The organism is Flavisolibacter ginsenosidimutans (assembly GCF_007970805.1).
In the GTDB taxonomy this organism is placed as follows: Bacteria; Bacteroidota; Bacteroidia; order Chitinophagales; family Chitinophagaceae; genus Flavisolibacter; species Flavisolibacter ginsenosidimutans.
Window position 1 is genome coordinate 548,237 of the sequence record NZ_CP042433.1, and the last position, 20,991, is coordinate 569,227.

Sequence of the window (20,991 nt, forward strand, 5' to 3'; positions counted from 1 at the left end):
TTATCGCTTCATGCCGGGCATCATTCGTCCCATTGGCATTTTGTTCATCATTTTCATCATCTCCCGCATTTGCTCAAACTGTTTCATGAAGGCATTCACTTCGCTTATGTCTTTGCCACAGCCATTGGCAATGCGCTTGCGGCGGCCGCCGTCAATCTCGTCAGGGTTTGCCCGTTCAAAAGGCGTCATGGAATTGATGATGGCTTCCACGCCTTTAAACGCATCGTCGCTGATGTCAATGTCCTTCATGGCTTTGCCTACGCCGGGAATCATCGCCATCAGGTCTTTTAAATTACCCATGCGTTTAATTTGCTCAAGCTGTTGTTTAAAGTCGGCAAAGTCAAATTGGTTTTTGCGGATTTTCTTTTCCAGCTTTTTGGCCTGCTCTTCGTCAAATTGTGCTTGCGCTTTTTCCACCAGCGTGGTAATGTCGCCCATGCCAAGAATACGCTGTGCCATCCGTTCGGGATAGAACACATCCAGCGTATCCATTTTCTCGCCGCTGCTTATAAATTTGATGGGTTTGTCAACGGTATATTTAATGGAAAGCGCCGCGCCGCCGCGGGTGTCGCCGTCTAATTTGGTAAGAACAACACCGCTGAAATCCAGTCGATCATTAAAGGCTTTCGCTGTGTTCACTGCATCTTGCCCGGTCATGCTGTCAACTACAAACAGAATTTCCTGCGGATTTACCGCAGCTTTAATGTTCGCCACTTCGGTCATCATCGCTTCGTCAATGGCCAGGCGGCCGGCGGTATCAATGATGACAACGTTCTTGTTTTTTGAGCGGGCTTCGTTGATGGCGTTCTGCGCAATCTCCACCGGGTTTTTGTTTTCCAGTTCAAGGTGAACGTCCACGCCAATTTGTTCGCCTAAAACTCTTAACTGCTCCATTGCCGCAGGGCGGTAAACGTCAGCGGCTACAAGAATGGGAGAGAGGCGAAGTTGTTTCTTCAGATAATTCGCCAGTTTTCCGCTAAAGGTTGTTTTACCCGAACCTTGCAAACCGGCTATTAAAATCACCGCCGGCGCACCCTTCGCATTAAACGAAGCGGCTTCGTTGCCCATCAGTTCCACCAGTTCGTCCTTTACAATCTTCACCATCAACTGGCTTGGCGAAATGGCGTTGATAACTTTCTCACCGGTGGCTTTGTCTTTTACCTTGTCGGTAAATTCTTTGGCAATTTTATAGTTTACGTCGGCATCCACCAAGGCACGGCGGATCTCTTTCACTGTGGTGGCAATATTTAACTCGGTAATGCGGCCCTCGCCTTTGAGGCTTTTAAAGGCGCCTTCAAGTCTGTCACTTAAACTCTCAAACATAATATCGCTGATTTAAGGATTCGAAGGGATTTCACTGAGCCGTTTGGGTATTGACAAACCTCCTGAATTGCAGGCTTTCTGTTCCAAAATTCAGCAGTAATCCAACTTCTATTTTGAATACTTTTAGATAGTTAATGATTTGATTATGGCATGCTTTGTCAAGTTCAGAGACTGCTTTTAATTCGATCAAAATCTTGTCCTCCACAATTAAATCCAATCTGCGTTTTGAAATAAAATGATCCTCGTAATAAATATCTTTTTCAACTTGAGCACCACATTTTAAGCAAAGTTTTTCAAGTTCAATAATCAAGGCTCTTTGGTAAACCACTTCCGGAAAACCTAAACCAAAATACCGGTGCACTTTCATCGCACACCCGATAATTTTTTCCGTAACACCGGCGTATTTATAGTTTGTTGTTTCCATCTGTGAATTCAGATAAAAAATCCGCGCAATCTGTGATAAAAAAAGTGAACATCAAGGATGTTCACTTTAATAAGCTTGGCAAAGATAATGAGGACGGTGGTTGTGTAAAGTTTTATACGCCTAAATAACTCCTTAACACATCGTTTTTTTGGTGACTTCTCAATTTCAAAATGGCCTTGTCTTTAATCTGGCGCACTCTTTCTCTTGTTAAGCTAAAGCGTTCGCCAATGTCTTCAAGGCTCAAGGGATGATCCACACCGATGCCGAAGAAATAGCAAATCACTTCTTTTTGCCTTTCGGTCAGCGTTTGCAGGCTGCGGTCAATTTCGGTTTTGAGCGATTGGTTGTAGGCCAGTTCGCCGTCCGTTTTTTCCGCGTTGGGATTTTCAAGCACATCGTACAAGGTGCTTTCTTCTCCTTCTGACAGGGGATTGTCCATGCTTACGTGACGGGCATTGATGCTGAGCGAGGATTGCACTTCGTCCAGTTCCATGTTCAGCAATTCGGCCAGTTCTTCTGCCGAAGGCTCGCGTTCAAACTCCTGCTCCAATTGGCTGAAGGCTTTGTGAATGCGGTTGGTCAAACCAACTTTGTTCAACGGCAGGCGAACGATGCGGGCTTGTTCGGCAATGGCTTGTAAAATGGATTGGCGAATCCACCACACAGCGTAAGAAATGAACTTGAAACCCTTGGTTTCATCAAAGCGCTGGGCGGCTTTAATCAAACCCAGATTGCCCTCATTGATCAGATCGGGAAGAGAGAGGCCCTGATTTTGGTACTGTTTGGCTACCGAAACCACGAAACGCAGGTTGGCCTTCGTCAAACGGTCCAGCGCACGTTGGTCGCCTTGTTTGATGAGGCCTGCTAAACGAACTTCTTCTTCGGGGGTAATTAACTCGACCTTGCCAATTTCCTGGAGGTACTTTTCGAGGCTTTGAGATTCACGATTGGTAATACTCTTCGTGATCTTGAGTTGACGCATACTCATAGGATGGTTTTTTATTGGTTATTTAGAGATTTAGGTTTTTCGCGTTGTTTTGGTCAGCAATCCCAAAATATCCATCACAGATTCTCACACACAGCAGTAGTCAATTACTGAATTCGATAACCAAATTAGGGAATACACCAATATGAAAAACATTTTGTAAAAGTTTTTTCGTTCGGCGCGGTACTTCAAGGGTTAAACGAAAATGAAAAAAAGTTTTGGTGGTTCGGCCTTTTTACTATTATTGCACACCCTGACGGCGTTAAAATTTTCAGATGAGCAAAAAACAACAGTACACGTTAGAATACCCGGTTCGCTGCTCTCCGACCATCCTTTACGAATTTCTTGCAAACCCTTCGGGCCTGCAGGAGTGGTTTGCCGATAAAGTAGATGAGCGTGACGGTATTTATTATTTTTCCTGGAATGGATCGGAAGACGAAGCAGAAGTAATGGAGCAAGAAGAAGAAAAATTTATCCGCTTTCATTGGCTGCATGCGCCAAAAGATGAATTTTTCGAATTTGCCATTGAAAAGTCAGAAGTGACCAACCAAACTATTTTGGTGATTAAAGACTTTGCCGATAAAAGAGAAGTGAAAGACCAAAGCCGTCTTTGGGACCACCAGGTGAAAGATCTTTTTCACCGCTTAGGCAATTAAGCCGGTCAAAAATTTCCAGCTATCTTTTAAATTGTTTGCTGCCGAATCCCATGTTTGCAAGGGCCACCGCGCAGCAATTTTTGTGTGCGTGCTTTCCTCGAGTACGGCGGCAAAACTTCCTGCGGAAAGACCGTTGATTTTTTGAAAATTTGTTTCCTCAAAATGGTGTTCCCAGGGATATTGACTAACGCCAATAAAATAATCTTTTGCAGCAAGGTTTTGATGAGCCGCTTCTAACACAGAAAGGTGCCTTTCTTTAAACGAGCCGCCAAGTTGCAAAGTGCTGCTGTAAAAATTTCCCCACCAAAACATGCTGCGCACAAAAAATAAGTCTTCGCCTTTGGCAATGCGGGGATAATCGAGAACGACGTAAGGTAACCCTAAATAATTTTCTCCTTTTGATATTTTGGGCGAAGGTGATGCGTTGCGAATAAAGCCGGAGGCGGTTTCAAGCAATTGGTTTTGCACCTCGCTTAAAAGTTGAACCGTCTTTTGCAGAATGCTATTTTTTGTTAAGATGATTTGCGCATTGCAAAACAGTTCCATCTCCGGGGTCGAAAGCTGTATTTTTGAACCTTGCATTTGTAAAGATAACCGTGATAAAAAAATTAGACATACTCGTTATCAAAGCCTTCATCGGACCGTTTATCGCCACATTTTTTATTACGTTGTTGGTGCTGGTGATGCAGTTCTTCTGGCTTTACATTGACGATTTTGTGGGCAAGGGTTTAGGCGTTGGGTTGATCTTCGAATTCATCGGTTACCAAAGCACTTCGCTTGTGCCGCTGGCCTTGCCGTTGGCGGTTTTGCTTTCTTCGCTCATGACCTTTGGCAACCTTGGCGAGAGTTACGAACTGGTGGCGGTAAAATCGGCCGGCATTTCGCTTTTGCGTTTTATGCGGCCCTTATTTATTGTAAGCTTTTTAATTAGCTGCCTTGCTTTTTTATTCACCAATTACATCATGCCCATCGCGGCGCTCAAGAGCCGTACCATGCTCACCGACATCGTGTACGCCAAGCCTTCTTTCGATTTAAAGGAAGGCGTTTTTTACGACAAGATTCCCGGCTTCTCCATCAAAATTGGCAAAAAGGAAAAGAACGACAGCGTAATCAGAGACATTATTATTTACGAACAAAAGGACATGTTGCAGGACAACTTCATCGTTGCTTCCGACGGCATCATGCGCATCGCCGACAACAAAAAAGATTTGGAATTTAATTTAAAGAATGGCTGGCGCTACGAAGAAAGAGGCACTCCCAACGCTCCGACAGAGTTCATCCGGCTTGGCTTTAAAGAATACCGCAAACGTTTTGACCTGAGCACTTTTGGCCTGCAGCAGCGCACGGCAGACAGCGTGAATAAGAACAATGCCCGTATGCTGAGCATGCGCCAATTGAACGTTGCTATTGACTCCATCAAAAAAGTAAACGCAAGGATTGGTGACCGGGTGAAGAGCGAGGTATTTGTGCAAATGCCGTTTACCGCAAACCTTGACAGCAACTGGAAAGTTGGCAGCACGCCGCTGAAGAGAAAATCTTTCGACGCCATATTGCCCGACAGTACGAAACTGTCCGTTGAACAACGCGTAAACAATAAAATTGCTACGCTGCAAAATTCGAACGAGGCCAACCTGTCGGTATTTAAAGAGGAGTCCCGAACCTTGCGGCTTTACCAGATTGAGTGGCACAAAAAACTTACGCTTTCGCTTGCCTGCGTAGTGTTGTTTATGATTGGGGCGCCGCTGGGTTCCATCATTCGAAAAGGCGGTTTGGGTACGCCCATGGTCTTTGCCATTGCTTTTTTTATGTTGTTTTATTTCAGCAGTACATCGGGCGAAAAATTTGCAAAGGAAGGTTCGTGGGGCATGGTGCCGGGCATGTGGTTTTCGTTTATGATCCTTATTCCGATTGGTGTGTTTCTTACTTACAAAGCCATGCACGACTCACAGGTTTTCAACAAGGATTTTTACACGCGGTTCTTTAAGCGGCTGAATTTTCGGAAGCGATAAGCACCTGCCTTGCTTAAAATACCTCAATCACCTAATTGGCTAATCGCTACATCAGCTAATCATTCCTCTTTACCTTTGGCAAAACAACCTTCATGAAACCTTTAACCCCAAGACGCGACTTCATCATTGCATCGGCCAAAGCGGGTGTTGGCTTGTACCTCGGTTCGGGGCTTTTGTCTTCCTGTGCTCCCGCAAAAATGACTGCAGGCGCATCGAAAGCTTATGCAACGGGTTTTGCCCAAACGCCGCTGCCTTATGCTTACAACGCACTAACCGAAGCCGTTGATGCACAAACAATGGAAATCCATTACACCCGGCACGCTGCTTCGTATGCAACAAACCTGAACGATGCAGCAAAGGCGGAAGGCGTGGATACAACAAAACCATTGGAAGACGTGCTGCGGAAGGTTTCAAAATATTCAACCAAGATGCGCAACAACGGCGGCGGCCATTACAACCACGAAATGTTTTGGAAATGCATGACACCAAACAGTACAACCAAACCTTCGGCGGCTTTGGCTTCTGCCATCGACAGTTCCTTTGGCTCGTTTGATGCCTTTAAAACACAATTTACGGACGCTGGAAAAAATCGCTTTGGAAGCGGTTGGGCCTGGCTTTTCACTGACGGAGATAAACGCCTTCGCATTGGTTCTACACCCAACCAGGACAATCCGTTGATGGACGTTTCTGAAACAAAAGGCTTCCCGCTGCTTGGCCTTGACGTATGGGAACACGCTTATTACCTGCGCTATCAAAACAAACGTCCTGATTACATTGCCAATTGGTGGAAGGTTGTGAACTGGGATTACGTTGCAGGCCGTTATCAATCCATCCTTTAACTGCGGCTTTATTTTGACGACAACTTCTCAGACTGGCACCGACAATTTGCGTATGCAACGCATCATTGCCGTGTCTTCCTCCTTACTGCTGGTTGCAAAGTTTTGGGCTTACTACCTTACCGGTTCGGTAGCCGTATTGACCGATGCGCTGGAAAGCATCGTAAACGTAGTGGCCGGCTTCATCGGTCTTTACAGTTTGTACGTAGCGGCCAAGCCCCGCGACATTGATCATCCTTACGGTCACGGCAAAGCCGAATTTTTATCGGCTGCGGTGGAAGGAACGCTGGTGCTTTCGGCGGGTGTGTTAATCATTTATACCGCCGTGCGAAATCTTCTTTCGCCTGTGCCCATTCACAAATTAGACGTGGGTATCTACCTCCTTGCGGGATCGGGTTTGGTGAACTGGATATTGGGCTCTTTCGCCGTTCACAAGGGGAAAAAAGCCGGTTCGCTGGCATTGGTAGCAAGCGGAAAGCATTTGCAAACCGACACCTATTCAACGATTGCCATTATTGCGGGTTTGGTGCTTATTTCCCTTACGCACCTGGTGTGGATTGACGGCGCTGTTGCCGTGGCAATGGGTTTGTTTATTATTTATACGGGATATAAAATTCTTCGTGAATCGTTGGCCGGCATCATGGACGAAGCCGACATGAAGCTGCTGGAAAAAATGATCGCTTTGCTCGAAGGTTCGCGACGTGAAAACTGGGTGGATTTGCACAATCTCCGTGTAATTAAATACGGCAATGTTTTGCATCTTGATTGTCACCTGACCGTGCCCTGGTATTTGAATGTACACCAGGCGCATGCCGAGATAGATGCGCTGGCCGGATTGATCCGCGCCGATTTTGGCGAGTCGCTCGAACTCTTTGTTCACAGCGACGGTTGTCTTTATTTTCAATGCCACATCTGCCAAAAATCTGATTGTCCGGTGCGGCAGCATCCGTTTAAAGAACGCGTTGAATGGACGATGGACAATGCCCTGCAAAACGAAAAGCATTCCTTGAAAGACGTAGAAGAAGAGAGCTAAGAAAAATCACCTTGAGGTGAAACGCGGACACTTAGTTTTGCACACGCAAAGAAGTGAGACGTGAAAAGTGAAACGTCAAACCGTAGAGTTATTAAAGTTTTCATTCACTACGGTCTCACGTCTGTCGTCTCACGGTTCACTTTTAAAACCTCGTTCATGAAAACAACCACTATCTGGAAGGGCGGCAAAGCCTTCGACTCGTTCAAAGAGAATTCAAAAATTGAAATTGACGCTGCAGGCGGCTTTAATCCAAAGGCTTTGCTGTTAAGCGGCCTGGCGGCTTGCAGCGGCATTGACGTGGTAGACATCCTGGAAAAAATGCGGGTGCCCTTTGCGAATTTGGAAGTAGATGCGGAGACCGAACAAACCGACGAGCATCCGCGGGTGTTTAAAACCATTCACGTCACTTATCGTTTGCAAACCGAAGAAGAGAACCGCGAGAAGGTGAAGAAGGCCGTAGATTTGTCACTCGAAAAATATTGCGGCGTGGCGGCCATGCTGAAAAAAAACTCAGCCATCCAATACGAAATCGTGATTACACAATAACTTTATTTCCTCACCACCAAAAACATTTAGTATGAGTTTACGTCTCGGCGACCCGGCGCCCAACTTTAAAGCACAAACAACAGAAGGCGAAATTGATTTTTACGAATTCCTCGGCAACGGCTGGGGCGTTTTGTTCTCGCACCCCGCGGATTACACACCCGTGTGTACTACCGAACTCGGACGCACAGCCTTGTTGAAAGAAGAATTTGCCAAGCGGAACGTAAAGGTGTTGGCGGTAAGCGTTGACCCGTTGGACAAACATTTTGGCTGGCGCAACGACATCAACGAAACACAAAACTGCACCGTTGAATTTCCCATCATTGCCGACGAGGGCCGCGAAGTGGCAACGCTTTACGACATGATTCATCCAAACGCTTCCGCAACAGCAACGGTGCGTTCGCTCTTCGTTATCGGGCCTGATAAAACCATTAAGTTGATGATTACTTACCCGGCTTCTACGGGCCGCAACTTTCACGAAGTGTTGCGTGTGATTGATTCCCTGCAACTGACCTCGAAACACAGTTTGGCAACTCCCGCCGACTGGCAACCGGGTGAAGACGCCATTGTTGTCCCGTCCATTTCTACCGAAGACGCGATGAAGAAATTTCCAAAAGGCGTGAAAGTGGTGAAGCCATATTTACGCTACACGCCAACGCCGGATGAGAACAATTAAAAATAAATTTCTTATAGTTAAAAGCCCTCGGTCAACGAGGGCTTTTTTATGTACTTGGCTTTTGTAATTCTCTTCGGCTTTCGTTGCAAGTTTTTCTTGAGCGAAGCCGAAAGTCACTCTTGTACGTCCGTTAAGTCTGCCCGGCACATCGCAATTATTCCTCAACGCTTTGCTTTCTGCAACTGATTAATTGTGGCCCGAAAATCCTTTGGCAACGGCGCCTGGAGAGAAAAGTGATCGTTGTTTATGCCGTGAAATGACAGTTGCGATGAATGCAAAGCAAGCCGATTCAATAATGGTCTTTCTTCTTCATCAGCCTGCGAGAGTTTGAATTTTGTTTTCAACTGCGAAAGCAAGATCGGTTTGCCGTCTCCATACGAGGCATCGCAGGCAATTGGGTGGCCGATGTGTTTCATGTGCACCCGAATCTGGTGCGTCCGGCCGGTCAGAATTTTAAACTGCACCAACGAGTACAGCCGAAAGCTTTCTAAAACCTTGTATTCCGTTACCGATTCTTTGCCTTTTCGCCACACCGTCATCAATCCTCTTTTCGTGGGATGTTCTGCAATTGGTTCGTTAATGACGCCTTCTTCGCTTATTAATTTCCCCAACACAAGACCGTTGTAAATTTTATCGGTTTCTCTTGCTTCAAACTGCTGTGACAGATGCTTGTGCGCCGCCTCGTTCAAGGCAAAAACAACAAGCCCGCTTGTATCTCTGTCCAGGCGGTGAACGGTAAAAATTTCTCCAAACCTTTCTTTCAAAATACTCTTCAACGAAAGTTCTTTTCCTTCGCGGTCGGGTATCGTTAGCAAACCCGAAGGTTTGTTGATGGCAACGAAATCTTCGTTCTGAAAAACAATATGGTCGGCAATCATGAATGACATCTTTTCTAATTTGATGAAACGTCAAACGCCACACGTGAAACCGTAAAGACTTTCAATTTATAGTTTACTACTGTCTCACGTCTCACCTTTCACGTCTCACGTATTCATCCTCTTCCTTTCTTAAAAAACTTTAAATCCCGTACTTCTTTTTCGGTAAGAAAACGCCACTTGCCGCGGTTTACGTTCTTTTTTGTAAGTCCGGCAAACACCACGCGGTCAAGCGCTTTTACGTCGTAGCCAAAATGTTCGAAGATGCGGCGTACAATGCGGTTTCTCCCGCTGTGCAATTCAACCCCAAGTTGCGTGTGGTCTTGGGCATCAGTGTAGGCGAGAACGTCAACCCCGGCGGGACCGTCTTCCAACTGCACGCCTTTGAGTATTGCTTCAAAATGGGCTCTCGTCAGCGGTTTGTCCAGCGTAACGGCATAGACTTTTTTTATTTCATTGCTCGGATGCGTTAGCTTTTGCGAAAGATCGCCGTCGTTGGTTAAAAGCAATACGCCAGACGTATTTCTGTCCAACCGGCCAACCGGGTAAATGCGTGCCGGCGGCGCAGTTTTTAAAAGATCCAGAACGGTCTTGCGCTCTTGCGGATCGTCGGTAGTGGTGATGTAATCTTTTGGTTTGTTCAGCAGGATGTAAATAAAATCCTTCACAGGATTCAATCGTTTGCCGGCCACTTTTACTTCGTCGGAAAGCGCAACCTTATGACCCGGCTCCAGAATCAGTTCGCCGTTCACTTTCACTTTACCGCCTTTGATTAAATCCACCGCATCCCTGCGCGAACAAACGCCGCTGTGCGCAATGTACTTGTTCAACGGCATGGCTTCGGTTAAAGGCTTTGTATTTTGCGTTTCCGGTTTCGCGTTCGACCTGTCGTATTTACCGTTCGGTATTGGACGTTTGTTATTTTGACCTTGCGGTTTAGCTAAATGTACTCGGTGAGGCCTTTGTTCACTGCTGTTTCTTTCAAAACTTTTTTGTCCTCTTTCCGGTGAACGATTTTCATTTCGGCTAAACGAAGCCTTGTTGTTTTGTTGGTTGCGAACGGGTTTGAAATCCGGTCTTTTTTTATCGCTTTGAAACGGCCTTTCTCTTTTTTCAAAAGGTCTGTCGCCTTGTTTTTTAAAATCCCTTGGTTTATCAAATCGTTTGTTTCGCGGCTCCTGGTTATTGGTCTTTTTTTCCACTTTAAAGGAAGGCTTCGGTCGTTGGTCGCAGGCTTTCTTTTGAAATCGCGAAGTTGGCGGTTCCAGGTTGTATTTCGGTGGCTGGCCGTTATTGGCCTCCCTGAACTGTGCTCGTTTCTGCCGCTTGTGGGCTGCTATTTCTTCTTCGCGTTCTTTTCTAACATCACGTTTTTCTTTGCGAATTTGTTCCTTCTTTGCCCCGCCGGATTTTTCTTTTCCTTTAAAAAATTTTTCGAAGCCCGAAGCTTTTTTCATGTGCTGGAGTTTAGCTGTTTTGCAACAGGATGAACGGCAAAAATAGCAAACCCCGCCTTACCGACGGGGCGCAACTTACTGTATGGGCAAGGATTAACTGTTTCTGTCCGTTTTGTCTTTGCGGCCTTTGCGCATCTCGTCCATCTTTTTTTGCTGCTCGGCGTTCAATACGGTTTTGCTTTGTTCACGAAACTGTTTGGCCAAATCACGCATTTGTTCTTTTTTCTGGTCATCATTTAAGGCTGTGTTGCTGCGAATGTCTTTTGCCTTCGTCCTGAACTCATCGGCCATGCCTTTCAGCTTTGTTTGCTGATCGGCGGAAAGGTTGAGGTCTTTATTCATGAACGGCATGTGGTTCATGCGGGCGCCGTCTTTCTTGCCGAAGTCACGATCATCTTTATTGCCCTTGTCTTTCCATTCTGCCTTCTTTTTGTTGAGCTGATCTTTCTGCGCTGGCGTCAGCACGGCGTCAAACTGCGAACGGTATTTTTCGTGCAGCGACTTGCGTTGTTCCGGTGTAACGTTGCCGCTTGTCTTTAGCGCATCCATTTCTTTCTTTTCTGCCTGGTGAAGGCTTTTCAGTTGCGCCTTTTGCGCATCGGTTAAATTCAAGTCTTTCATCATGCCCATTCCGGGGCCGCGGTGGTGGCCTTTTTCGGGACTTGTTGTTTGCGCTTGCGATGCGCCCACAAACAGAACGATGGCCAGTGCGCTTGTTAAGATTTTTTTCATAACGGTATTGTGTTTTTTGTTTTTTAAAAGGAACGAATTAAAGACGGACGCAGAAAGATGAAGTTTAAAAGGAGAGAGGTTAAATAAGGTTAATCGGCTTTAATGCGGCCACGGCTTGTTTGCAAGGCGGCAAATGATGAGCGGTGAAACCGAACCGCCGGTATAAATTATCTTCAACGCATGAAAAAGACTGCACTTTCTCTTCTGCTTTTTTTCTGCGTTCAATTGCTCCGGGCACAAACCCCCGAAGACTCGGTAAAAGCCGTTGTCAACAAACTGTTTGCCGCCATGAAGGCCAGCGATGCCGCAGCTTTGGATGCCTGTTTTACCAATGCCGCTCTTTTGCAATCGGTAACGGCGAACGGTGAAGTGAGGAATGAAGAGGTGAAAGAATTTGCAAAACAAATTGCGTCCTTGCCAAAAGATTCGGCTGATGAACGCATTGTTTTTGAAACGGTGAAAGTGGATGCCAACCTTGCCGTTGTTTGGGCGCCGTATCAGTTTTATTACGCCGGAAAATTCAGCCACTGCGGCGTAGATTCTTTTCAATTGATACGTGAAGGCGGCCAGTGGAAAATTCATTACCTCATTGACACAAGACGCAAAAAAGGTTGTCAATAATCGGGATGAACGCCGGTGTAATTATGCGGCGTTACGGCTTTTAATTCTTTTTTTACCGCCGCAGAAACGTCCAGCGAATCCACAAAGCTGTGAATGGCTTTCTTGTCAATTTTCTGCTTGCCCCGGGTTAAGCCTTTCAAGGCTTCGTAAGGTGCGGGATATGCTTCGCGCCGTAAAATAGTTTGAATGGCTTCGGCTACCACGGCCCAATTCTCTTCCAGGTCCGCTTCCAACTTCTCGTTGTTCAAAACCAACTTGTCCAGTCCTTTTTCAATGGAACGAAACGCAATGACGATGTGCGCAAACGGAACTCCGACGTTACGCAAAACCGTTGAATCGGTCAGGTCGCGTTGCAGACGAGACACCGGAAGCTTTGCCGAAAGATGTTCGAGCAAGGCATTGGCAAGCCCCAGGTTGCCTTCGGCGTTTTCAAAATCAATCGGATTTACTTTGTGCGGCATCGCCGACGAACCCACTTCACCTTCTTTTGTTTTTTGCTTGAAGTAATCCATCGAAATGTAGGTCCACACGTCACGGCAAAAATCAACCAGAATATTATTGATGCGCTTGAGGCTGTCGAAGCTGGCGGCAAGGTTGTCGTAATGTTCAATCTGCGTAGTGAATTGCAAACGCTGCAAGCCCAGAATGTCTTCCACAAATTCGCCGGCAAAGCCAATCCAGTCTTTCTTTGGGAAGGCTACGTGATGCGCATTAAAATTGCCCGTAGCGCCGCCAAACTTGGCACTCACCGGAATGTACAATGCTTGCTCCACGGCGTTTTCGATGCGTTCCACAAAGACCATGATTTCTTTGCCAAGCCTTGTAGGACTGGCCGGTTGTCCGTGTGTGCGGGCCAGCATCGGAACGTCTTTCCATTCGCCGGCCAGCAAGCGCAACTCGCTGTTTAAATTCAGCAAGGCTGGAAAGTATTCAAACTCCAGCGCATGTTTCCACGAAAGAGGAATTGCGGTATTGTTAATGTCTTGGGATGTTAAACCAAAATGCACCCATTCCAAAACGTCTGCTTCACCAATGGTCCGCAGTTTCTCTTTGATAAAATATTCCACGGCTTTTACGTCGTGGTTCGTGGTGTGTTCAATACTTTTTATTTCCAGTGCATCTTCCATGCTGAATTCTTCCTTGATGCGGAAAAGTTCTTTTGCGGTTTTATCCGACAGGTCTACCATCTTTTTTTGCGAGAGGAAAAGAAGGTATTCGACTTCCACCAACACGCGGTATTTAATCAAGGCATATTCCGAAAAATATTCGTCAAGGTGTTGCACTTGTTTGCGGTAACGTCCGTCAATCGGCGAAATAGCGGTAAGAGATGATAAATCCATAATGAGTAATGAATGATGAGCGAAGACTCCACGAAAATTCATCGCGACAATCCTTCCAATAATCCCGGCCATCCGCGGTTATCTTAGCGCCCAAAATTAGACGATTTGAAGAAGATACGTGTAGCGGCGGTCAGCTATTTAAACACCAAGCCCTTGTTGTACGGCATTCGTCGCAGTGCCGTAATGAACGAAATTGAATTGATCGAAGACTATCCCGCAAAAATTGCCCAATTGCTTATTGATGATAAAGTGGATGTAGGGCTGATACCCGTTGCGGCCACAACACGGTTGGAGCAATGGCACATTGTGGGAGATTACGGCATTGCCGCCGACGGAGCCGTGGCATCGGTTTGTTTGTTCAGCGAAGTGCCGGTTGAAAACGTTCAAAAAGTTTTGCTCGATTACCAGTCGCGTACCTCGGTGAACCTGGCCAAAATTCTCTTGCGGGAATATTGGAAGAAAGATGTTGAACTGGTTGACGCTACGGGCGAAGATTACCGGTCGCAAATCAGCGGAACGACCGCCGGCGTTGTCATTGGCGACCGGGCTTTGGAACAACGAAGCCGCTCAAAATACATTTATGATTTGGGCGAGGCATGGAAGGCGCATACCGGTTTGCCTTTTGTGTTTGCTGCATGGATCAGCAAGCATCCGTTACCCAAAGAGTTTGAAGAACGTTTTAACGAGGCTAACCGTTTGGGATTGCAGCACATTGATGAAGTGGCGAAAGAAAACCCTTCGCCATTTTTTGACTTGAAAACTTATTTCACCCGCTGCATTCATTATAACCTGACGCCTGAAAAAAGAGAGGGCTTGAAGTTGTTCTTGGAAAAGCTGAAACATTATTCGTTACAGCCGAATCCAGGTGTCGGGCAATAAATCTTGCGTGTCTTTCGGGCCTTCGTTGAACCATCTTTTCGGCGCAACGACAAGCTTGTCAGCGTGGTTATTCAACCAGGCGGCCCACCAGCTAAAACTGCTGTTGGCAATGATGTTGTGCCGGCATTGCGACATCAGGTAAAAATCTTCGTAATGGTTTTTGGCAACGCGGCCAGAAACAATTTCCGAACCCTCAACGGTCAGTTCTTTTGCGGCCGAGGGATCGTCTGAAAAAAAATAAAATTGCGGTTCTTCTCTCAAATGTTTCTTCACATAGGCGATTGCTTGCTGGTAATACTGTTGTGGTAAGACGCCGTGTACACGAAGGCTCTCGGCATTTTTATAATCACCCCGGCGAACGTGAACAGCAACAGAATTTTCTTGCGAAATTTTTTGAGCGAAGGCTTTTATTTCTGCTGAAAACGAGTCTTTGAAAACGAATTCCTGCCGGATGATTTCTTTTACCGCGGCAAAATATTTTTCACTTTGAAAATAGCCTTGCACGTAAACCGGCGAACGCAAGGAAAAAAAAGCCGGGTCGAAATGAAAGAAAGGTTCTTTGTAAAAACGCTTATGCGAAGCGGGAGAGAGGCGAGCCTTCATCCGTTGAAAAGAAGTACTGGCTTTGTAATCTTTTATTTCTTCACCGGTGGCAATGTTGTACACAACATTGAAATGATTTAATTCAAAGTCGCGAAGCTGGTAATCTTTAAATCCGGTGAGGTCTAATTTAAGTTCAGCGTTGTTTTGTACCGCAAGTGCTTTGCCTGCCGCGTATTGGAAGAGTTGATTGCCTAAGCCGCCGAGGATTTTGGTGACGATCATTTGGTGCGACAAAAAGTTTACAATCTTCAAATTATTTCTTCTCACTAAAAGGATAGCAAAATATGTTTAGTTGAACATCAAAGCTTGCGCCTGTTGTTTTTTCAACGAAGGGATGGTCCAAATTATCGGCTGCCATTTTTATATAAACTTGAAAATTCTGTTTCAGTACCGCAAATAAAGCCGCTAATTTTTCACTTTCCGCTGCTTTGCCGTGGTATTCTACAAACAGGTTTTGGACGTTATGCAGGAAAGGCGCACAATCTTTTACAACCTCTAGTTCGGCACCTTCAATGTCAATTTTTAAAAAATCAACTTTTGTGTTTTGCAATACATCGGCCAATCGTTCGGCTTGCATCTTTACAACGTTTGTTGATGTTTGCTGGTTAGCAATGCCGCTTCCCTGTGTTCCATCGGATGCGAACAACAATTCTTCGTTATTGATCCATACCGCCTTTTGGCGGCACTCAACATTGGTTAATTTGTTGCGTTCAACGTTCTGCTTTAGAAGAGTAAGATTATCCGCATCGGGCTCGTATGCAATCAGCTTTGCTTTCGGATAAAGGCTTTTGAAATAAAGTACGCTTAGTCCAATGTTTGCACCGCAGTCAATGATCAACGGCGCATCGGTGTTGGCCTTGAAAAAATAAATCTCGTCTTCAAACAATTCTTTGTACGTGTGCAGCAATTCGTACGGTCGTTTGTAAGCGACGTGAAGATGTCCAAATTGAATTTGCTTAATTGCTTTGTCATCCTGGTGCTTCAAAATTTTTTCTTTCGTCCAGCTCAACGACGGAAAGCGTGAAGACTTCTTTTTTTTGCTCAAGCGATGAACGAGGCCTTTCAAAATTGTAGAAACGGAAACAGCCATAAAACTCTGCAAGCTTTTATTCTTTCGTAAACCAAAAACAGCCGCAGCCGTATTGTTGTTGCGCCACCATGTTCGGGTCTGCGTTTTCAATCAATCCGCCAGTATCGGGAACCAGCGAAAATTCTTTCAGCACAAGCGGATGAAAATATTCGGCAATCTGCTCAAAGCTATAAACGCGGTGTGCGTTGAATTGAATTACTGGTTTGCCCACGGGTGTTACAAACAACAAATTTCCGCCGGGTTTTAGTACACGTTTTAATTCGGCAATGGCCTTTAAATCGCCGGTTGCGTCCAGCGGATCACCGTAGCGGCCAAGGCCAATGTGCTCGATCGTATGCATGCAGGAAAGGCTTTCGATTGCATCATTGTCAAAAGGCAGTCGAAGCAAATCGGCGAAGGCTGAAGAAAAATTATTCAGGTTTAATTGCGCGGGACGGTAATCGTAAAACTTTACGGGCACAAAGGCCGACACGATGGAGCTAAACGAAAGAATGGAAGAAATGTCAACGTGTTCATGCGGCTTTATTTGCGCCAGCTTTCTTGCAGCCCAAGCGGGATGATAAGTGTAATGCTGGTCAAAAGGCGTAAACTTTAATGCATCGCTCAGGCAAGGATAAGCGTCTTTCCATTGAACGGGAAAACGATTGCCGGTTGCCTTTTTCACCTGGCGAAATTGCCCGAGGTATTGAAAAAAACGAACGGCGGTTTTGGGATAGCGAATCAGGACTTTCTTGGCCGTTTGTACCGCATAATCTTTAACGAACATAGCGCCAAAGGTAAAGGCTGCCCGCTGCATCCGCTTCAGACTTTCCGTAGTTGGTATTGCCGCTTATCTTTGCGCCTCTTTAAACACACATGAATCCGCTGGTCAGCATTTGCATTCCCACGTACAAGCAAACGTTTTTGTTGAAAGAAAACCTGGATTCTGTTTGCGCACAATTGTACCAAAATATTGAAGTGCTCGTGTCGGACGACACGCCGGACGATGCCGTAAAAAGCCTGGTGGAAACTTACGCTGACCGCTTGCCGTTAAGCTACTTTAAAAACAGTCCTTCTTTGGGTTCGCCGGCTAATTGGAATGCGGTTCTTCAAAAAGCCAAAGGCGAATTTGTTTTGCTTTTGCATCACGATGATCAGTTTGCACGACCCGATTCGCTTGCGCTTTTGTTAAAGCCTTTCCGGATTAATCCTGCGGTTGATTTCTCTTTTGGCAGAAACGAAAGCATTGAAAATTTGGCGAAAGGCAAGGCTTTTCCTTGGAGTTATTTCAATCGTTATTACCGCGATCCTTCTTTGCTGATTGCACGAAACACGCTTGGCGCGCCAAGCAATGTTTTACTGCGGCGCCAAGTGGTGCAGCTTTACGACGAACGCTTCAAGTGGATTGTTGACGTAGAATGTTACTATCGTCTTTTCAAGGGCGGCAAAAAGTTTGCGTACACCGATCAAGACCTGATTAAAACCGGCCGGCACGAGGGACAAATAACGAACGAGTGCCTTAACGACAGCAGCATTGTACTTTACGAAAATCTCACGTTCGCGATTGAAAAAATCAGGAAACCGAAAAGCATTGTCGTCTTTGATTTTTACTGGCGGCTGCTGCGGAACAATAACGTGCGGTCGGTGGATGACATAACCGTTATCGGCATTGAGGAAGCACGGTTGCCGCGCTTTATTCGCACCATTATAAAGGCGCAAAGCAAGGTGCCGGTAACGTTGTTGCGGAAGGGTTTTGTTTCCAAAATGCTGATGGCTGCAACCTACGCTTTCCTGTAGGCCGTGTACTTGCACAACGGCCTTTATTCCGCTACATTTGCCCGAATTTTACTGCAGCACCAATGAAAAATGCAATGAAGCAAAACAGCAAAATATACGTTGCCGGGCATCGAGGCATGGTGGGTTCGGCCCTTGTGCGAAAATTAAAAGCAGAAGGTTATCAAAACATCATTACCAAAACGTCTTCGCAACTTGATCTGCGCAACCAGCAAGCCGTGAACGATTTTTTTGAAACGGAAGCCCCGGAATACGTTTTTCTTGCCGCTGCAAAAGTGGGCGGCATCGTGGCTAACAATACTTACCGCGCCGATTTTTTGTACGAGAACCTGATGATTGAAGCAAACATCATTCACGCGGCTTATCGCAACAAGGTGACAAAGCTTTTGTTTCTGGGCAGTTCGTGCATTTATCCAAAGATGGCACCGCAGCCCATCAAAGAAGGATATCTCCTGACCGGTCTTCTCGAACAAACCAACGAACCTTACGCCATTGCTAAAATTGCGGGCATCAAATTGTGCGAAGCCTATCGTGACCAATACGGCTGCAATTTTATTTCGGCCATGCCCACCAATTTATACGGACAAGGCGACAATTATCACCTGCAAAACTCACACGTTCTTCCGGCGCTCATTCGCAAGTTTGATACGGCTGTAAAAGAAAATTTGCCTGAAGTAGAAATCTGGGGAACAGGCAAGCCATTGCGGGAGTTTATGTACGTTGATGATTTGGCCGACGCCTCTTTTTTCCTGATGAACAACTACGACGAAAAAGAGTTTGTAAACGTGGGCACCGGCGAAGAAGTGACCATTAAAGAATTGGCCGAGACAGTAGCGAAAGTAACCGGCTATAAGGACGCAATTGTTTTTAATACCGAAAAGCCCGACGGCACGCCGCGAAAATTAATGGACAGCTCCAAACTGCATGCCCTTGGCTGGAAGCATCAGGTATCGTTAGAAGAAGGTTTGAAAAAAGCGTATGGACATTACCTGAAAGAAAAAGAGGGCGCCTTGAAAGAAGCCTAATGTGAGCGGAATAATTTTTAATGCTGTTGTTGAAGGAATCTTTCAACGGAAGATGCGCCGCATCCTGCTAATCGTTCAAATGAATAATTGCAGGAACGCTTTACTTCAACAGGTCTTCGTCCAACGAAATCATCTTCTCAAAAACAATTTCGTATTCTTTGTTTGCGGCTTCGAGTTTTGTTGTAACATCCTTGTAAGCGGCTTCGGTTTTTTTAAACTCTTCTCCGTTTGAATAGGTATCGGGATGCGCAAGCTTCGCTTCCAGCTTGTCTTTTTTTGCCGTCAGCTCCGCCACGTCTTTTTCCAGCTTTTGAAAAAGCTTTTGCTGCTTTTTTAATTCGGCTTGAACCGTGGATTGATTGACCGCGGATTGCCGGGGTTCTTTGGGTTCAATCGTCTCTTGCTTTTTTGAACTTTCTTTCTTTCTATCTTCTTGCTTCTGATTGCCGATTGCCGATTGCCGGTTGCTGATTTCTCTAGCTGCCATGCGTTCATTCCATTCCACCCATTCCTCGTAACCGCCTTTAAATTCTTTTATTTCTTTGTCTTTGATCTCCCAAATCTTGTTGGCGATTTTTGAAATGAAATAACGGTCGTGGCTTACGAGAATAATGCTTCCTTCGTAACGGTTGAGTGCTTCAATCAACAATTCGGTGGAGTGGATATCGAGGTGGTTTGTCGGTTCGTCAAGCAAAAGAAAATTGGCTTTGCTGATGATGGTTTTTGCCAGCGCAACCCTTGCTTTCTCGCCGCCGCTCAACACTTTTATCTTTTTGTCCACGTCATCGCCGCCAAACAAAAAGCCGCCGAGTAAAGCCCTTAATTCAAGGTCTGTTTTTTTTGCGCCGGCTTCGCGCATTTCATCCAAAAGGGTATTGTCCATGTGCAGCGATTCCAATTGGTGCTGCGCATAAAAAGCCGGGTCAATGTTGTGGCCCCACTTGCGTTCGCCTTCAAACGGTTCCGTGCCGGCAATGATGCGCAAGAGCGTTGACTTGCCCTTGCCGTTCGCGCCAATCAAGGCAATCTTGTCGCCGCGTTCTATTTCTGCGGAAGCATTTTCTAAAATGTCGATGTTTTTAAAATGCTTTGAGACGTGCTTTAGCTCTACCAACACTTTGCCCGGCGTTTTGTCCACGTTAAAATTGATGCGGATGTCGGGGCGTTCCAACGCCGCGTCCTCAATGCGGTCAAGCTTGTCCAATTTTTTTATGACGCTTTGTGCCATCGCAGCTTTGCTGGCTTTGGCGCGGAAGCGCTCAATCAGGCGTTCGTTCTGGCGGATATAATCCTGTTGATTTTCGTAAGCCTTTTGTTGCATTTCAATGCGAACGGCTTTTTCTTTTTCGTAGTAATCATAATTGCCGTTGTAGATGTGCAGTTCGCGTTGATAGAGTTCAACAATTTTTTTCACCATGCGGTTCAAAAAATATTTGTCGTGGCTTACAATGACAACCGCGCCTTTGTAGTGCTGCAAATATTTTTCGAGCCATTCAATTGAAGGAAGGTCCAAGTGGTTTGTCGGTTCGTCAAGCAGCAGTAAATCCGGCGCTTGTAAAATCATCTTGGCCAGCAGAACCCTCATGCGCCAGCCGCCGCTGAACTCGCGGTAAGGCCTTTGCAAATCGGCATTGGCAAAGCCCAGGCCTTGCAAAACTTCTTCTGTTTTGTGTTCAATCTCGTAGCCGCCGGCTTCTTCAAATTCGTGCAGCTTGTGGCTGTATTCCAACAGCAGTTCTTCGGATGAATCGGTTTCCAGTTTTACGGTGATCTCGTCCAGTTCTTTCTGCACTTTTTTAGCCCGGTCAAAAGCATGGAGCGCCACTTCCAAAATGGATTCATTCGTGTCAAAGCTCAGAAGATCCTGGTGCAGGTAACCGATGCTGGTGCCGCGGCTTCTTTCCACGGTGCCTTTGCTGGGCAGGTATTCGCCTACGATCACCTTCAGCAGAGTTGATTTTCCCGTTCCGTTATAGCCAATCAGGCCAATGCGTTCGGAAGGATGAATGTGCCAGGTGGCATCTTCCACAATGGTTCGCGCACCAAATTCAAACGTCACATTTTGTAAACCAGCGAGCATAGGTCAATTTGAGATTTAAGATTTCTGATTT

The 20,991-nt window shown here is 46.0% G+C and carries 22 protein-coding genes; 10 read left to right on the plus strand and 12 right to left on the minus strand.

Annotation, left to right across the window (positions count from 1 at the left end; genetic code table 11):
- The 3 genes from ffh to FSB75_RS02125 form a co-directional block, all read right to left on the minus strand.
- A complete protein-coding gene (gene ffh / locus FSB75_RS02115; RefSeq protein WP_146782034.1) occupies nt 1–1,323 on the minus strand; it encodes a signal recognition particle protein in 1,323 nt (440 codons plus the stop codon).
- A 31-nt stretch (nt 1,324–1,354) separates the two neighbouring features.
- Complete coding sequence (locus tag FSB75_RS02120; RefSeq protein WP_146782036.1) at nt 1,355–1,747, minus strand: GxxExxY protein; 393 nt, start codon at nt 1,745–1,747, stop codon at nt 1,355–1,357.
- 112 nt (nt 1,748–1,859) lie between these two features.
- Nucleotides 1,860–2,729 (minus strand): sigma-70 family RNA polymerase sigma factor, encoded by an 870-nt coding sequence (locus tag FSB75_RS02125; RefSeq protein ID WP_146782039.1) that lies wholly within the window; start codon nt 2,727–2,729, stop codon nt 1,860–1,862.
- Nucleotides 2,730–3,007: 278 nt separating this feature from the next.
- Here FSB75_RS02125 and FSB75_RS02130 point away from each other — a divergent pair, with 278 nt between their 5' ends.
- Nucleotides 3,008–3,388 (plus strand): START-like domain-containing protein, encoded by a 381-nt coding sequence (locus tag FSB75_RS02130; protein WP_146782042.1) that lies wholly within the window; start codon nt 3,008–3,010, stop codon nt 3,386–3,388.
- Here the strand turns inward: FSB75_RS02130 and FSB75_RS02135 are convergent.
- Nucleotides 3,377–3,970 carry a hypothetical protein gene (locus FSB75_RS02135; RefSeq protein WP_146782044.1) on the minus strand — a complete coding sequence of 198 codons (594 nt, stop codon included), beginning with the start codon at nt 3,968–3,970 and terminating at the stop codon, nt 3,377–3,379. The two genes, FSB75_RS02130 and FSB75_RS02135, sit on opposite strands and share 12 nt — an antisense overlap.
- On the opposite strand from FSB75_RS02135, the gene FSB75_RS02140 reads away from it, so the two are divergent.
- From FSB75_RS02140 to FSB75_RS02160, 5 genes are all read left to right on the plus strand, one after another.
- A complete protein-coding gene (locus tag FSB75_RS02140) occupies nt 3,958–5,397 on the plus strand; it encodes an LptF/LptG family permease (protein ID WP_227990747.1) in 1,440 nt (479 codons plus the stop codon). The genes FSB75_RS02135 and FSB75_RS02140 overlap by 13 nt on opposite strands.
- Before the next feature lie 92 nt (nt 5,398–5,489).
- Complete coding sequence (locus FSB75_RS02145; protein WP_146782047.1) at nt 5,490–6,236, plus strand: superoxide dismutase; 747 nt, start codon at nt 5,490–5,492, stop codon at nt 6,234–6,236.
- 52 nt (nt 6,237–6,288) lie between these two features.
- Nucleotides 6,289–7,266 (plus strand): cation diffusion facilitator family transporter, encoded by a 978-nt coding sequence (locus FSB75_RS02150; RefSeq protein ID WP_146782050.1) that lies wholly within the window; start codon nt 6,289–6,291, stop codon nt 7,264–7,266.
- A 156-nt stretch (nt 7,267–7,422) separates the two neighbouring features.
- A complete protein-coding gene (locus tag FSB75_RS02155; RefSeq protein WP_146782052.1) occupies nt 7,423–7,812 on the plus strand; it encodes an OsmC family protein in 390 nt (129 codons plus the stop codon).
- A 31-nt stretch (nt 7,813–7,843) separates the two neighbouring features.
- The gene (locus tag FSB75_RS02160) at nt 7,844–8,485 is read left to right on the plus strand and encodes a peroxiredoxin (RefSeq protein WP_146782055.1); all 642 of its coding nucleotides are present in this window, start codon (nt 7,844–7,846) and stop codon (nt 8,483–8,485) included.
- A gap of 161 nt (nt 8,486–8,646) precedes the next feature.
- Here FSB75_RS02160 and FSB75_RS02165 read toward each other — a convergent pair whose 3' ends face one another.
- The 3 genes from FSB75_RS02165 to FSB75_RS02175 form a co-directional block, all read right to left on the minus strand.
- A complete protein-coding gene (locus FSB75_RS02165) occupies nt 8,647–9,372 on the minus strand; it encodes an RluA family pseudouridine synthase (RefSeq protein WP_146782058.1) in 726 nt (241 codons plus the stop codon).
- Nucleotides 9,373–9,476: 104 nt separating this feature from the next.
- On the minus strand, nt 9,477–10,817 hold the full coding sequence (locus FSB75_RS02170) for a pseudouridine synthase (RefSeq protein WP_146782060.1): 1,341 nt from the start codon (nt 10,815–10,817) through the stop codon (nt 9,477–9,479).
- Between the two features lie 93 nt (nt 10,818–10,910).
- Nucleotides 10,911–11,549, minus strand: a complete 639-nt coding sequence (locus tag FSB75_RS02175) for a Spy/CpxP family protein refolding chaperone (RefSeq protein WP_146782063.1) — start codon at nt 11,547–11,549, stop codon at nt 10,911–10,913.
- Nucleotides 11,550–11,729: 180 nt separating this feature from the next.
- Here FSB75_RS02175 and FSB75_RS02180 point away from each other — a divergent pair, with 180 nt between their 5' ends.
- On the plus strand, nt 11,730–12,170 hold the full coding sequence (locus tag FSB75_RS02180) for a nuclear transport factor 2 family protein (protein ID WP_146782066.1): 441 nt from the start codon (nt 11,730–11,732) through the stop codon (nt 12,168–12,170).
- On the opposite strand, the gene purB is transcribed toward FSB75_RS02180, so the two are convergent.
- Nucleotides 12,164–13,510 (minus strand): adenylosuccinate lyase, encoded by a 1,347-nt coding sequence (gene purB, locus FSB75_RS02185; RefSeq protein ID WP_172623044.1) that lies wholly within the window; start codon nt 13,508–13,510, stop codon nt 12,164–12,166. The two genes, FSB75_RS02180 and purB, sit on opposite strands and share 7 nt — an antisense overlap.
- 105 nt (nt 13,511–13,615) lie before the next feature.
- On the opposite strand from purB, the gene FSB75_RS02190 reads away from it, so the two are divergent.
- The gene (locus FSB75_RS02190; protein WP_146782069.1) at nt 13,616–14,389 is read left to right on the plus strand and encodes a menaquinone biosynthetic enzyme MqnA/MqnD family protein; all 774 of its coding nucleotides are present in this window, start codon (nt 13,616–13,618) and stop codon (nt 14,387–14,389) included.
- Here FSB75_RS02190 and FSB75_RS02195 read toward each other — a convergent pair.
- The 3 genes from FSB75_RS02195 to FSB75_RS02205 are packed head-to-tail and all read right to left on the minus strand — an operon-like array spanning nt 14,360 to nt 16,848.
- Nucleotides 14,360–15,214, minus strand: coding sequence for an alpha-1,2-fucosyltransferase (locus tag FSB75_RS02195; protein WP_146782072.1), 855 nt, complete (start codon nt 15,212–15,214; stop codon nt 14,360–14,362). The two genes, FSB75_RS02190 and FSB75_RS02195, sit on opposite strands and share 30 nt — an antisense overlap.
- Before the next feature lie 31 nt (nt 15,215–15,245).
- Nucleotides 15,246–16,082 (minus strand): FkbM family methyltransferase, encoded by an 837-nt coding sequence (locus tag FSB75_RS02200; protein WP_146782075.1) that lies wholly within the window; start codon nt 16,080–16,082, stop codon nt 15,246–15,248.
- A gap of 16 nt (nt 16,083–16,098) precedes the next feature.
- Nucleotides 16,099–16,848, minus strand: a complete 750-nt coding sequence (locus tag FSB75_RS02205; RefSeq protein WP_146782078.1) for a DUF268 domain-containing protein — start codon at nt 16,846–16,848, stop codon at nt 16,099–16,101.
- Nucleotides 16,849–16,937: 89 nt separating this feature from the next.
- Here FSB75_RS02205 and FSB75_RS02210 point away from each other — a divergent pair, with 89 nt between their 5' ends.
- Nucleotides 16,938–17,858, plus strand: coding sequence for a glycosyltransferase family 2 protein (locus FSB75_RS02210; protein WP_146782081.1), 921 nt, complete (start codon nt 16,938–16,940; stop codon nt 17,856–17,858).
- Nucleotides 17,859–17,932: 74 nt separating this feature from the next.
- Nucleotides 17,933–18,880, plus strand: coding sequence for a GDP-L-fucose synthase (gene fcl / locus FSB75_RS02215; protein ID WP_146782084.1), 948 nt, complete (start codon nt 17,933–17,935; stop codon nt 18,878–18,880).
- Between the two features lie 100 nt (nt 18,881–18,980).
- On the opposite strand, the gene FSB75_RS02220 is transcribed toward fcl, so the two are convergent.
- Nucleotides 18,981–20,960, minus strand: coding sequence for an ABC-F family ATP-binding cassette domain-containing protein (locus FSB75_RS02220; RefSeq protein ID WP_146782087.1), 1,980 nt, complete (start codon nt 20,958–20,960; stop codon nt 18,981–18,983).
- Nucleotides 20,961–20,991 lie beyond the last annotated feature (31 nt).

Coding starts and splice junctions, on each gene's coding strand:
- FSB75_RS02145 (WP_146782047.1), top strand. CDS start 5,490: ATGAAACCTTTAACCCCAAGACGCGACTTCATCATTGCATCGGCCAAA.
- FSB75_RS02180 (WP_146782066.1), top strand. CDS start 11,730: ATGAAAAAGACTGCACTTTCTCTTCTGCTTTTTTTCTGCGTTCAATTG.
- FSB75_RS02165 (WP_146782058.1), bottom strand. CDS start 9,372: ATGTCATTCATGATTGCCGACCATATTGTTTTTCAGAACGAAGATTTC.
- FSB75_RS02135 (WP_146782044.1), bottom strand. CDS start 3,970: ATGCAAGGTTCAAAAATACAGCTTTCGACCCCGGAGATGGAACTGTTT.
- FSB75_RS02130 (WP_146782042.1), top strand. CDS start 3,008: ATGAGCAAAAAACAACAGTACACGTTAGAATACCCGGTTCGCTGCTCT.
- FSB75_RS02195 (WP_146782072.1), bottom strand. CDS start 15,214: ATGATCGTCACCAAAATCCTCGGCGGCTTAGGCAATCAACTCTTCCAA.
- fcl (WP_146782084.1), top strand. CDS start 17,933: ATGAAGCAAAACAGCAAAATATACGTTGCCGGGCATCGAGGCATGGTG.
- FSB75_RS02125 (WP_146782039.1), bottom strand. CDS start 2,729: ATGCGTCAACTCAAGATCACGAAGAGTATTACCAATCGTGAATCTCAA.
- FSB75_RS02170 (WP_146782060.1), bottom strand. CDS start 10,817: ATGAAAAAAGCTTCGGGCTTCGAAAAATTTTTTAAAGGAAAAGAAAAA.
- purB (WP_172623044.1), bottom strand. CDS start 13,510: ATGGATTTATCATCTCTTACCGCTATTTCGCCGATTGACGGACGTTAC.
- FSB75_RS02155 (WP_146782052.1), top strand. CDS start 7,423: ATGAAAACAACCACTATCTGGAAGGGCGGCAAAGCCTTCGACTCGTTC.
- FSB75_RS02200 (WP_146782075.1), bottom strand. CDS start 16,082: ATGGCTGTTTCCGTTTCTACAATTTTGAAAGGCCTCGTTCATCGCTTG.
- FSB75_RS02160 (WP_146782055.1), top strand. CDS start 7,844: ATGAGTTTACGTCTCGGCGACCCGGCGCCCAACTTTAAAGCACAAACA.
- FSB75_RS02210 (WP_146782081.1), top strand. CDS start 16,938: ATGAATCCGCTGGTCAGCATTTGCATTCCCACGTACAAGCAAACGTTT.
- ffh (WP_146782034.1), bottom strand. CDS start 1,323: ATGTTTGAGAGTTTAAGTGACAGACTTGAAGGCGCCTTTAAAAGCCTC.
- FSB75_RS02175 (WP_146782063.1), bottom strand. CDS start 11,549: ATGAAAAAAATCTTAACAAGCGCACTGGCCATCGTTCTGTTTGTGGGC.
- FSB75_RS02120 (WP_146782036.1), bottom strand. CDS start 1,747: ATGGAAACAACAAACTATAAATACGCCGGTGTTACGGAAAAAATTATC.
- FSB75_RS02220 (WP_146782087.1), bottom strand. CDS start 20,960: ATGCTCGCTGGTTTACAAAATGTGACGTTTGAATTTGGTGCGCGAACC.
- FSB75_RS02205 (WP_146782078.1), bottom strand. CDS start 16,848: ATGTTCGTTAAAGATTATGCGGTACAAACGGCCAAGAAAGTCCTGATT.
- FSB75_RS02150 (WP_146782050.1), top strand. CDS start 6,289: ATGCAACGCATCATTGCCGTGTCTTCCTCCTTACTGCTGGTTGCAAAG.